At 33.7% G+C, this 12,408-nt stretch carries 14 protein-coding genes; 5 read left to right on the top strand and 9 right to left on the bottom strand.

Going from position 1 to position 12,408, the window contains the following annotated elements:
* Positions 1-16 precede the first annotated feature (16 nt).
* The 3 genes from IJ258_RS00975 to hemA are packed head-to-tail and all read left to right on the top strand — an operon-like array spanning position 17 to position 2,320.
* Positions 17-499, top strand: a complete 483-nt coding sequence (locus IJ258_RS00975) for a methanogenesis marker 9 domain-containing protein (protein ID WP_292801738.1) — start codon at positions 17-19, stop codon at positions 497-499.
* Between the two features lies 1 nt (position 500).
* Positions 501-1,121, top strand: coding sequence for a bifunctional precorrin-2 dehydrogenase/sirohydrochlorin ferrochelatase (locus IJ258_RS00970; RefSeq protein ID WP_292801736.1), 621 nt, complete (start codon positions 501-503; stop codon positions 1,119-1,121).
* Complete coding sequence (hemA, locus tag IJ258_RS00965) at positions 1,118-2,320, top strand: glutamyl-tRNA reductase (RefSeq protein ID WP_292801734.1); 1,203 nt, start codon at positions 1,118-1,120, stop codon at positions 2,318-2,320. Before IJ258_RS00970 ends, hemA begins: the two co-directional genes overlap by 4 nt.
* 2 nt (positions 2,321-2,322) lie before the next feature.
* Here the strand turns inward: hemA and IJ258_RS00960 are convergent, their stop codons facing one another.
* Positions 2,323-3,444 carry an AAA family ATPase gene (locus IJ258_RS00960; RefSeq protein ID WP_366514552.1) on the bottom strand — a complete coding sequence of 374 codons (1,122 nt, stop codon included), beginning with the start codon at positions 3,442-3,444 and terminating at the stop codon, positions 2,323-2,325.
* A gap of 37 nt (positions 3,445-3,481) precedes the next feature.
* A complete protein-coding gene (locus tag IJ258_RS00955) occupies positions 3,482-3,658 on the bottom strand; it encodes a hypothetical protein (RefSeq protein WP_292801730.1) in 177 nt (58 codons plus the stop codon).
* 208 nt (positions 3,659-3,866) lie between these two features.
* On the opposite strand from IJ258_RS00955, the gene IJ258_RS00950 reads away from it, so the two are divergent.
* Together IJ258_RS00950 and IJ258_RS00945 are read left to right on the top strand one after the other, a co-directional pair.
* Entirely contained in the window at positions 3,867-4,130 is a 264-nt protein-coding gene (locus IJ258_RS00950) for a winged helix-turn-helix domain-containing protein (protein ID WP_292801728.1), read from the top strand.
* Between the two features lie 34 nt (positions 4,131-4,164).
* A complete protein-coding gene (locus IJ258_RS00945; RefSeq protein WP_292801726.1) occupies positions 4,165-4,674 on the top strand; it encodes a zinc ribbon domain-containing protein in 510 nt (169 codons plus the stop codon).
* Here IJ258_RS00945 and IJ258_RS00940 read toward each other — a convergent pair.
* From IJ258_RS00940 to top6B, 7 genes are all read right to left on the bottom strand, one after another.
* Positions 4,671-5,507 (bottom strand): TIM barrel protein, encoded by an 837-nt coding sequence (locus tag IJ258_RS00940; RefSeq protein ID WP_292801724.1) that lies wholly within the window; start codon positions 5,505-5,507, stop codon positions 4,671-4,673. The genes IJ258_RS00945 and IJ258_RS00940 overlap by 4 nt on opposite strands.
* Positions 5,508-5,541: 34 nt before the next feature.
* Positions 5,542-6,558, bottom strand: coding sequence for a phosphorylating glyceraldehyde-3-phosphate dehydrogenase (locus IJ258_RS00935; RefSeq protein ID WP_292801722.1), 1,017 nt, complete (start codon positions 6,556-6,558; stop codon positions 5,542-5,544).
* Between the two features lie 126 nt (positions 6,559-6,684).
* Positions 6,685-6,888, bottom strand: a complete 204-nt coding sequence (locus tag IJ258_RS00930) for a heavy-metal-associated domain-containing protein (protein ID WP_292801720.1) — start codon at positions 6,886-6,888, stop codon at positions 6,685-6,687.
* Between the two features lie 30 nt (positions 6,889-6,918).
* The gene (locus tag IJ258_RS00925; RefSeq protein WP_292801718.1) at positions 6,919-8,784 is read right to left on the bottom strand and encodes a cation-translocating P-type ATPase; all 1,866 of its coding nucleotides are present in this window, start codon (positions 8,782-8,784) and stop codon (positions 6,919-6,921) included.
* A 60-nt stretch (positions 8,785-8,844) separates the two neighbouring features.
* Positions 8,845-9,117 carry a metal-sensing transcriptional repressor gene (locus IJ258_RS00920; protein WP_292801716.1) on the bottom strand — a complete coding sequence of 91 codons (273 nt, stop codon included), beginning with the start codon at positions 9,115-9,117 and terminating at the stop codon, positions 8,845-8,847.
* A gap of 105 nt (positions 9,118-9,222) precedes the next feature.
* The gene (locus tag IJ258_RS00915; RefSeq protein ID WP_292801714.1) at positions 9,223-10,320 is read right to left on the bottom strand and encodes a DNA topoisomerase IV subunit A; all 1,098 of its coding nucleotides are present in this window, start codon (positions 10,318-10,320) and stop codon (positions 9,223-9,225) included.
* Between the two features lie 9 nt (positions 10,321-10,329).
* On the bottom strand, positions 10,330-12,039 hold the full coding sequence (gene top6B, locus IJ258_RS00910) for a DNA topoisomerase VI subunit B (RefSeq protein ID WP_292801712.1): 1,710 nt from the start codon (positions 12,037-12,039) through the stop codon (positions 10,330-10,332).
* Positions 12,040-12,408: the final 369 nt, after the last annotated feature.

The raw sequence follows: 12,408 nt of genomic DNA, 5'->3' as shown, positions 1-12,408 counted from the left end.
ATTTTGGAGGCTTATCATGACTTGGGAAGATGCACCATCTCATATTTGTAGGGGAGGGGATGTAAGAGGACTTGCTTTTTGTTGTCCTCCAGTAAAACCATGCCCAGTTTTAAATGCGTTACAGGAAGTTAATTTAACACCACAGGAATTTGTGGATATTAAAGTTCAATTCGGAAAGGAAACTAGATTAGGTGAAGGCGCAGGAACCTGTTTCGGTTCTCTTGTTTGGTGTTGCAAACCATCAAAACCTTGTCCGTTAAGGGATATGACTTTAAGAAATATGGGAATGAGTCATGAGGAATATTTGGACTTAAAAAAAGAATTATCTGAAAGATTGGTTGGTGTAAAAAAACCAAATCCTGATAAAAAAGCTGAAGCATTGGCTGAAACATTCAATATAACTAAACTTGAAGCAATGAATGTTTTAACCGAATGTAATAATGATTTAAGGGCTGCTGTAAAAGTTTTACACTCAAAATCATTAGAAAATTCTGATTAAAATGGATTGGACTTCTATTTATCTTAAAACATCTGATTTAAATGTTTTTATTTTAGGCACTGGTGAAGTTGCAACAAGGCGGGCAAACAAATTTTTGGACCATGGAGCCAATGTCAAATTGGCAGGAAGCAGTATTTCTTCAGATTTGAAGAAAAAAGGTGCTGAACTCTGTTTGACTGATGATGTCGATGAACTTGTTGAATGGGCAGATTTGGTTGTTGTTGCCAGTGGGGATAAAGAGTTGTCTGATTATGTTTGCAGTATTGCTGATGGTAAACTCATAAATCGGGCTGATTTCCCCTATGAGGGAGAGATTATCGTTCCGACCAGTTTTAGCATAGGTGATATTGAAATATCTATTTTTACAAATGGCAAAAGTCCATTGATGGCACGCCAGTTAAGAAAAAAAATTCAATCAATAATTACTGATGAGGATATAATGGAAATAGAGCTTCAGGATTATGCCAGAAGTAAACTTAAAGAGGTTTTGGCCGACCAAAAGGAGCGCAGAAAATATCTTTATCAGATATTGGGGGATGAATCTGTCAATCAGTTTATTAAGGACGGGGAATTTGACGAGGCAAAAAATCATATTGATAATTTAATAAGGGGATTAAATTGATACTTAATTTAAGAGTTGACCATAAAATAGCGGATATTCAATCAATGGAAAATATTGCAGTTGAAATTGATGATCTGTTTGTTAAATTGCAGGAAAAGTATTCAATTGTGGAATATATTGAAATTTCAACTTGTAACCGTAAAGAGTATTATATCAATAATGAGTATATTCATGAGGACGATGAGCTGTTGTCTCATGAAAATCAGAATATTATTATTGATTATGGTCAGTCTGCAGTGATGCATTTGCTTAGGATGACTTCTGGTTTGGAATCCATGATTGTTGGTGAAGATCAGATTTTAGGTCAGGTTAAGGATGCTAAGCATAAGGCTTCAAAAAATCATCATTGTGGAAAATTCCTAGATATTATTTTTACAAAAGCAATTCATGTTGGCCAGGTTGTTAGAAACAAGACAAACATCAATAAGGGTTCAGTTTCTATAGGTTCTGCTGCAATTGATCTTGCTGAAAAGCATATTGGATGCTTGGATAATAAGTCTGTTTTAGTTATTGGTGCTGGAAAAATGGGAAGGTTGGTTGCAAAAGCTCTGGCGGAAAAAGATTTGAATGCTATTTTTGTAGCTAATAGGACTTATTATGTTGCGGTTGAATTGGCTGAGGATTTAGGTGGTCAAGCTATAATGTTTAAAGAATTGGAGAAGTATCTGGCTACTGCTGATTTGGTAATTAGTGCAACTAGTGCTCCTCACCCTATCATTAATAAAAAACGTCTTTTAGATATTGATATGGATTATGAAAATGTGATGATGGTTGATATTGCTAATCCTAGGGATATTTCTGATGATGTTAGTGAATTAGGGGTTAAATCTTTTAATATTGATGATTTACGTGAAATTGCTGATGAAAATACTAATCTTCGTATTAAGGAATTTGGTGAAGCAGAAAATATCATCAATGAAGAGTTCATTTTACTCAAAGAATCGATTAAAATAATGGAACTTGACGAGATGCTTGGTAATTTAAGAGCATCTATGGAAAATATAAGACAACGTGAAACTCAAAAAGCAACTGTTAAGTTGTCTGATGTAGATGGCAGTGCAAAAATATTGAATAATTTGACAAATTCTTTGGTAAATAAGATATTTCATGACATTTCAAAAAATTTAAAGACAGCTGCAAGGCATGATAAAAAAGAAATTCTTGATGCAGCTGAGTATATATTTAATTTTAAGGAATAATTTTATTCAAACATTCCTTTAACTTCAGTATTTTTAGTTTTACTTGATTTTAATGCATAATCAATATGATTCATGGTGATTATTTCATCATCATTTGATATTGCATTGTGAAGTGCAGTTTTTAAGATTTTTTCTTTTATGTCTCTGCCGGACAGTCCTTTGGTAATCTTCACTATTCTTTTTAAATCCAAGGCATGTTCTAATGGCATTGTTTTTAGATTATTTTCTAAAATTTGCAATCTTTCTTCTTCGTTAGGTAATTTAAATTCAATTTCTTCTTCAAATCTGCTTCTCACAGCCAAATCTAGGCTGCTCGGATTATTTGTTGCACCAATAGTTATTACTGATTGGTTTTCATCAATCCCATCCATTTCAGTTAAAAGGGAGTTAACAATTTCAGACACATCTCCTCTTAATGATTGAAATGATCTGTGAAGGGCAATGGCATCAATCTCATCGATGAATATTATTGATGGTGCATTTTCCGATGCCTTTTTGTATAAGTCATGAATTTTGGATGATGAATCTCCAACATGCTCTCCGATTAATGATGTTGCCTTGATTAGAAACAATTGTGTATCAAGCTCGTTTGATAAAGCTTTGACAAGCATTGTTTTACCAGTACCTGGAAGGCCATAAAACAAAATGTTTTTAGGAGCCCAAGGGCCAAAGCTTTCCGGATTTTCTAAAAATTTACTTATTACTTTCACTTTGGATTTAGCATTATCTTGGCCAACAATATCTGCCATTGTGATGTTTGATTTAACATTAGTTTCTTGATTTTTGTTAATTTCATCTGTTATAATTTTAATTCGGGTATTGTCAGAAATTATTGAATTGTTTGGTTTTGCAGTTACAATTTCAAAACCATAATCAGGGATTATTTTTTGGTCAAACAAATGTGATTTTTCACATACAACCAGACCCAACCATTGTTCACGTGCATATTCTTCAAATAGGTTAGTGTTTGTAATCTCAATATTTTCATCCATTAATGCAAAATCAAATGGATAACCAACAGGTTTGATTACAACTAATTCAGCATAATCTTTATTTTCGTTTTCAATTTTTGAGGGTTTCGTATTGGTTGTTTTTATTTCCAATTGTTTATTGTCACTTTTCAAAATAATCACCTCCATAGGTTTTATATACATTGAAACATTAGTTTTGATTATTTAAATACTTGTTGATTGAACCGGTTGGTTTAAGAGGTGATGAATTGTTGAATTTAAAATATTTTTTATTTAAATACTTGCTTCCATAAGTTAGGGATGAATTGCAAAAGGGATATTTCATTTTAAATGCTTTCAGATGGACGTTAAATAGATTCAATGCCATAAATACTTGATTGTAATGACAATATCAATAAAAACTTTTTTCTATTATTTGCAAGTTAAAAAACATTAAAATGTTATATTGTCCGAACATTTGGATGAGGGAAAATATCATAAGATTAATATCAAATAACCGACAAAATATTATAAACTTATGAATCTTCAACTTCTATAAGTTGAGTAGTTCAAATAGTATATTGGGAAGTATTATTATGGATGAAGAAACATTGAATTTGCTATCCTTTCTTAAAGTTTCTCCTTATAGGCGTAAAATATTAATTTCTCTGAAAGATGAAAATAAAACACCTACGCAAATATCAAATGATGTGGATGATAGAGTGTTTCATGTATCCAAAATTTTAAGAGAGTTCAAAGATAGAGGCCTTGCTGTATGTGTTAATGAGCATAAACGCAAGTATAGGTATTATCAATTAACTGAAAAGGGAAGAAGTTTTTTAAAATATATAGAAGAGTAAAATTTTTAATTAAATGAGTTTTTAAGGTATAGTTATGTCTGAAGATAATCATAATCATTTTTGCATTTATTGTGGTGCAAAATTAGTTCCAAATCAACACTTTTGTTCTCAATGCGGTAATGAAGTTTATCATGACCCTGAGCCACAGCCAATTCAACAGCCATCTAAATATGTTGATGATGTTGAAAAAATAGCTCAAATGTATAATATTAAACAGTCTAGAGCTATTGAATTGGTTGAAAAGCTTTTTGATCCAACTCATATGTCTTATCAGAAATTCACTCAGACAATCAAAAAGTCCAACGGTTTGTTTGACAATCAGTTGGCTGTCACTCGTAAAATGATTGAATTGGATGATGGAAACAATGAAATCATTGAAAGGGAGCTTAAAAGCAAAATCATCACTTTAAACATTTTCGTTGATAAAATGGAAGAATTAATCAATGAACTGGTGATTCAGTTAAGTTCCAATAATGAAGATGATGATATAAATAGTCTTTTTAAGGATATGGATGATTTGATAGATTCCGTTAAAGACTATTAAATCATTTCTTCATATATTTTTTTCATTCTCAGTGAATCCTCGTCCCTTAATGGAGTTTCACAGATAATATTCGCACTCCAACCGTTATCAATTAAAACGCTTAACAAATCCTCAATTTGAGGACCGTATTCGTCGCTTTCAGATAAGACATGATGTTTAACTTCACCGCCCTTACCATATTCAATGGTTGTAAAGTGGCAATGCAGAATATCAATGTCTAAATTGTCTTCAATAGTTGAAAAGATACAATTGTAATCCTCTTTTTTATTTAGGAAGCCTCTTCCACGGGCATGAACATGTGCAAAATCAATTGTAGGTTCAAAATGGTCAAATGTTGCACATAGCTCAACAACTTCTCCCACATTTCCGAGTTGTGTTCTCTTTCCTGTGGTTTCAGGAGCAAATGTAAACTCTTCAATTCCTTCCGCTTCAAGCTCTTCAAATAATCTGTTGACTGTATTTTTAGAAATTTCCATTGCCTTTTCAGGTTTCCTGTTTAAGTATGCTCCTGGGTGGAACACTAAACGATATGCTCCCATCCATTCTCCTGCACGGGCTGCTGCAATCAAATGACCGATACTTTTGTCAAGTTTTGATTCCTCTTTAGCACACAGGTTAATGTAATATGGTGCATGCATTGACACTAAAATGTCATGCTTTTCAGATTCATCTTTTAGGGTAGTTGCAGCTTTCTCCCCAATTCTAACTCCATATGGAGATTGGTATTCATAGGAGTCAAGACCTTCTTCAGAAATATATTTTGGAGCCTTATATGCTGCACCTTTATAATTAATTGGGCTGCCTGCTGGTCCAAAAAGTACTTTATGTTTCATTAAAATCATTAAAAAATAGTAAAAAAGAGGGAATTTAGAATATTCCCATAGCTTTGTTGGTTTTTGCAATTGATTTTTCGTTGTCACTTTCCATTTCAAGAAGTGCACGAATAGCATCAATGTTTTCTGGAATTACGTCAGATTCCTGATGCACTGCCTGCATGTAGAACAGTTCATTTCCCACAACATTGATGGATTCTCTCCAAACCGGAATTTCATACAAGTCATTTCTGTTTCTTCCAAGTTCTTTAGCATATTCCATCAATTCAGCAGTTGAACCTAATCCTTCTTCTGCAGAAACAACAATTACTCTTGAACGTTTTTCCAATGCTTCAACAATCTCTTCGGTTTCAACATCGTTGTTGATTTCAACCATAATGTTGTGTTGGTGCATTAATGTAGTTGGTACGAGCAATGCCATTGTGGTCACGTCAATGCCGTTCATTACGGTTTTTACGTCAGGGCCGTGGTGAGATGGTACTTTTGGAGGATTTGGAACAATAGCGTTGATTGGTCCTTTCTTGATTTCAGATGGGTCTGATCCTCTTCTAACCATTACTGCACGTACTTTTTTAATGTCTGCTATTGGATCAATAGTTGATAATGTACGGGTTAGCCCGGTAGTGTTACATGAAACTACACGGGTGTAGTCTGCTCCGTATGAGTCATCATAATTGGATATAGCGTTAAATGAAAGACCTGTTAGCTCATGGTCTTCTCCACCTTGATAAATTGCTTTAACTCCAGCTTTTTTATACATTTCAAGGTTTTGCGGTCCGATGCTTCCAGGAGTACAGTCAACTACAACATCTGCTTCCTGAATCATGTCTTCAACGGTTCCTGCAATTTCAATTCCTGCATCTTTGAATAATTGTTCTCTTTCAGGAATTCCAATGTATAAAGGATATCCTTTTTCTTCAACAGCAGTTCTTGCTTCGTAGTTTGGTCTAGTTTTACTTACACCAATTACTTTCATATCATCTTGAGCAGCTACAGCATCAGCCACTCTTTTACCGATGGTTCCATAACCATTAATTGCAACAGTTTTCATTTTAATCCCTTTTAATTTATAATAATTTAAAAAAGTTATTATATGGGTTAAAATTTATTTTTTAAGTTATTTATAATTTGATATTTGAAAATTGAAAAAAATAGTAAAAAAAGAAGGGGTGTAGAATTATTCTACTTTGAAGCCTGCTTCTTCAACAGCTTCGTTAATGTCAGCATCGCTTACGTCGCCGGATAATGTAAGTTTTGTGATGCCTGTATCTAAATCAGCTTTAGCATCTTCAATTCCGTCAACGTCTTTTAAACATAATTCTACAGCGTTTACACATGAGTTGCAGTGCATACCCACTACTTTGATTTCTTTTTCAGCCATAATAAATCACCTTATTTTTGATAGTTAATATTATGTTGTTGGTTTATTTAAACTTTTAGTCATGCCTAATTTTTTTGATTTTCGGCAGTCTTTTTTTGATATCTTGTAGTTGACAAGAGTATATGAATAAATGATTACTATAACTGATCCGATATTGTGGATTAATGCACCGGCTATTGGTCCTAAAAGCCCTAATATTGCCATTGCCATTGCAATGAAATTTACGGCTAATGCAAATGCGATACTGATATTGATTGTTTTAATGGTTTTTCTGGCCATTCCAATTAAGTGGGGGATATGCTCAATGTTGTCATTAGTCAAAGCAATGTTTGCAGCTTCAACACTGACATCGCTTCCAATGCTTCCCATTGCAATTCCAACATTGGCTTTTTTAAGGGAAGGTGCATCATTTACTCCATCTCCAATCATCGCAACCTTGTTTCCTTTAATCTGTTCCTGTTTGATGTAATTTGTTTTATCTTCAGGCAGACAGTTTGATTTCACGTTTCTGACCTTAACTTCTTTTGCTATTGCATTTGCAGTAGTTTTATTATCTCCTGTAAGTAGTGTTGTTCTAACTCTTAAGCGTTTAAGCTGTTTAATTGTTTCCTTTGAGTTTTCACGTAATGTATCTGCAAGCAATATTTTTCCAATAACTTCTCTGTCTTTTGCTACATAAATTTCAATTTCATTATTTTTTGCTGGATTATCATAATTTAACATAATGTCTTTTTGTTTTAAGAGATTTTTATTTCCAGCAAGTATTTCAGAGTCATTTATGGTTCCACTTACACCGTTTCCCATATGCATCTTAAAGTCGGTGACTTCAGCTAAATTATCTTTATTATAATATTTGACAATTGCCTTTGCTAATGGATGTTCGGATTTTGATTCAAGGGATGAAACCAGATACAACATTTCTTTTTGATTTTCAGAAATTACATCAACTACTTCTGGTGTTCCGTATGTTAATGTTCCGGTTTTATCAAATACTATTTCATCAATGTGAGCTAACTCTTCGATGGATTCACCATCTTTTACTAAAATGCCGTATCTTGTCAGGTTTCCGATTGCGGCCATGATTGCGGTAGGTGTTGCAAGTACCAATGCGCAGGGGCAGAATACTACAAGTATAGTAACTGACCTTGCAATTTCAAATGTGAATAAATAGGTTAGTACTGCTGCAGTAAATGCAATTACAACAATCAATGATGCCCATTTATCTGCTTGTCTGACAATTTTTGCATTTTCAGGTGCTGATGATTCAACTAATCTGATTAACTTTTGAAGGGAACTGTCATCACTTACTTTGGTGGTTTTCATTGTAAATGATCCGTAAAGGTTAACGGTTCCACTAAACACTTCATCTGATTCTTTTTTATCAACAGGTACTGATTCTCCGGTTAATGTTGACTGGTCGATTGAAGTTTCGCCATTTATAATTATTCCGTCTGTTGGAATACTTTCACCAGGCAGTACTTTTAAGATATCTCCGACTTGTACATTTTCGACAGATATTTGTTCCTCTTTACCCTTTTTAATTCTTGTTGCAACCTGTGGTGTCATATTTACAAGTTCTTCAATTCTTCCTTGGGTTTTTGATACAGTGTACTCTTCTAAAAATCCTCCAATCGCCATGATTGTTGCAATTTCTCCTGCAGCAAATACTTCACCAATCAGAAGGGATGCAATGATTGCCATTGATACAAGTAAATCTGCCTTTATATCAAATTCTGTAATCCATGCTTCTATGCATCCTTTAATTATTGGTACTCCACAAAGTATAACTGCAATCCAAGCAATATAATCGAGAGATAGTGCGAAACTTGCAATTAAACTTATTGAGGAGATAGTTATGCATAAAATATCTATTTTTTCGTCTCTTGTAAATTTCATATTAAACAGCCCCAATAGTATAGGTATACCCCATAGGGTATAAGGTTATTTTAAAAAAAATTAAAGTCTGGAGTAGTATTCTAAAATTGATGAAAGATCTCCGATTGCCTCATCTGAATCATTATCTTCAATAGCTTGTTTAACACAATGTTCGAGGTGACCTTCAACTATAATGTGTCCGACCTTATGTAATGCTGATTTGGATGCATTGACATGCATTAAAATCTGTTCGCTGGGAATATCTTCATCAATCATACGATCAATGGCATTTAATTGTCCGATGATTTTTTTAATTCTTCTGTGTAAATTTTCACTATCCATACATTCTTTCAAAATAACACAACCTATACCTATAGGGGTATATGAAATTTTTAGTATATAAATGTTATCATAAAAACATTTTAAAAAAATAAAAAAATAAGGAGGAAAATATCAAGACTATGCTTGATTTTCCATTTCTTCAAATTTAGCAGGGAAATATTCGTCTACTACGTATTCAAGCCCATATTTGGAGAAAGATTGCTGTTCTGCTTTCTTACCAATCTTAAGCATCTTTTTAATTTCGGTTTGCCAGAATTCATCTTTATACCTTGGGTCTTTGGAAAGCTCTTTAAGTCTCATGACGTCAACATCTTTCAATTTATCAGTTGGTAAATCATAATTGATAATGTCTGATGCTGTTACTCCAATGAACTTAGCATCAGGAGTAGCAAGCTGGTCATTAACGTGAGCTAATTTTGCACTTCCGGAAATAATTACCTGTGCAATGTGGAATCCCCAAGGGTCTCCGTCGTTACAAATGTAAACTGGTAATCCTTTTTCTTCATTCATTCTTTTAATGAATCTTCTTGTAGCACGAGCTGCCTGTCCTTTAAGTCCTACAATCAGACAGTTGAATCTTTTGTGAGCATTCTCTTGAACTAACCTGTGGAACATTCCCATGGTTTCCACAGCTAATACTTTATCTACATTGTAGTCTACGATGTCAACTTGGTCAATGGTAGGTGATATGGTATAACCTGATTTTCCCATTTTTGTAGCATTGAATTCAACATCATCAAATAAAGTAATGTCTCCGTAAACTGATGCACCGTCTTCTTCAGGCATTAAACCTAACTCTTCACGTTGTGTTCCTAAAGTTACTTCCAAATCTTCCCCAACAATGTTTGATTCCTGTTGTGTTTTAAAACTGATTCCCCAACCTTCGGAAACATAATACATTTCCCTGATGGTTGCGGTTTTATCTCTTGCAACTAAATCTTTACAGAAATTACCTACATAAACCATCTGACCTAATTTTCTGATTTGTTTAACATTACCGAGAGACCTTTTTCCGTATCTATCTCCCAATACATAATATCTTTTAGCTTCATCGTAAACAATGTTTCCTGTACCTCTTGATGGAACTCTGATACTTGGAACTTTGTTCTCTTCGATTTTTTCAATAATTTCCTGACCTAAACCGGTAAGCTTGTTAAGAGTGTATTCTTTTCTTTCTTCTCTATGTGATTGTACTTTATCTTTTGATTCACTCATTTAAACCACCTAATCTTCAAAACCGTCCTCAACATCATCTTCTTCAAAGTTGTCTAATGCAGATTGACCATCTTCAACCGCATGTCCGTATTCATCAACTTCTTCCATAATGATTGCATCAAGTTCTTCTTCTTCCTCTTCTTCTTCAACTTTTTCACCAAGTAACTCTGCAAGAGCTCTTTTAGTTACTTTTGCAAGCACTTCATGGTATTCTGGAACACCAGTTTCACCAAGTTTAGCAGCTTCTTCAATAATTACCGGTACGTATTCTTCAAATACTTTTGAACGTTTTTCTTTTTCTTTTGCTGCTCTTTTTGCTCTTAAGTGTTTTTGTAATTGACGAGCTAATTTCATGGTGGCCTGTCTTATTTCGTGAACGATTTCAGGTTCTGGTGATACACTTTGTTTACCTGTTGAAAGGTAAGGAACCTGTGTTGAGATAATGTTTACAAATAATGTTAACGGAGTGTTGTCCATATCTTTTAAACCGTAACGTTTCCAGTCGATACTTTTAAGAGCTTCTGTAATTGCACAGCTTCCTGCATCGAATGTTAATGGCACTCTGTTTGCAAACCTCATTATTTCAGATTTTCTTTTCTCATTAACAACTCTTCCTGAATCTCCACCGTAAGCAAGACCTGCTTCAATAATGAATGAAACACCTCCAGCATAGGTTACCGGTTTTCTTGTGATTGTTGTTACAAATTCTGGTTTAAGAATTTGTTTCATACCTTTTTCAATCTGTTCTGATCCGATTGGTATAAGTCCATCTGTTGGAGGGGCCATGAATTTCATTTTCTTAAAGCAGTGAACAATAGCTTCTGCTTCGGCAAATGTCATAGCTTTTGGACGTTTGTTCATATCTATTCCAGTCATTTCTGCAATTTCATCAACTCTTTTTGCAGACATTCTGGACATTGATGAAGTTAACATGCTTTTATATCTTCTACTGTCAGTGTTTTTAGCCATTGTCATTAAGTCATCAGCACTTACACCTTTTGGGTGTGGCAATACTTCTTTAGGTTGCACTGGAACAACATCTGCAGCTCTTTTGAAGATATATTTGTGTCCTGACGGGTCTCTGAAAGTGATTTTTGCATGAGGGTTTCCAATCATAGTTCTTCTGATGTACTCGAATGCACCTTGTTCTGCAAGTGAGTAGGATACGTCTTTAAATTGTAATTCAATACATACTCCGGTACTTTCAGCAGGATAATCTTCTCTTTCCATTAAAATTCCGCGGTTGTTTTCAACATCCATCTGGAATTTCATTTTTACTCCTTTGATTTGGTCCCCATCTTTGTAACAGGAAATTACACGGGCAGGTTTTCCTGTAGTCATTTGAGATAACAGTACACATCCACTACAACCTAAACCTTGTTGTCCTCTTGATTGGATGTTTCTGAATTTGGATCCTGCAAACATCATACAATATACTTGCATAACATAGTCTTCAGGAATTCCTGGACCGTTATCCTTGTGTCTTAGGATGTAATGTTCCTTGTCGACACGTTTTAATTCGATGTCAATGTCAGGTAATATTCCGGACTCTTCTGCTGCATCAAAACTGTTTGTAATCAGTTCGTGGAAAACGATAGTTAATGAACGGATTTTACCTGTGAATCCTAACATCTGTTTGTTCTTTCTAAAGAATTGTGATGGGGTTAATCTTTGAAAGTCTTCTTCCCAATCCAATCCTAATTGTTGTTGTTCGGCCAAAATTTTTCCTCCTTATTTTTAATATGTTTAATTTTATTATAATGACTATATTTAAATAAAGTGAGAGAGCATTTGAAAAGTAATATTCATACCCTACCCTATCTGGCTTGTTTAAATATGTGGTAAAATAATAATTTAAAAACATGTAGAAAATATAGTATTTGCACTATGTTATCTATATATGTTTGTTACAGTATATAAAAGTTTTCAAGTATTAATATAATTTTTACAGTAAAGTGTCATTAAAATTGATTTAATTGTGTAATATTTCTTTGATAATAAAAATTTGACTTAATATTTTGTTATATTATCATTAAAGAAAAAGTTGTATGAGTTTGAAAAATTGTTTTCACCTTGAAAAATTGCTTT

The organism is Methanobrevibacter sp. (assembly GCF_017468685.1).
In the GTDB taxonomy this organism is placed as follows: domain Archaea; phylum Methanobacteriota; class Methanobacteria; order Methanobacteriales; family Methanobacteriaceae; genus Methanocatella.
The sequence above is the reverse complement of the archived record's forward strand: the minus strand, read 5'-3'. Positions and strand labels throughout refer to the sequence as shown.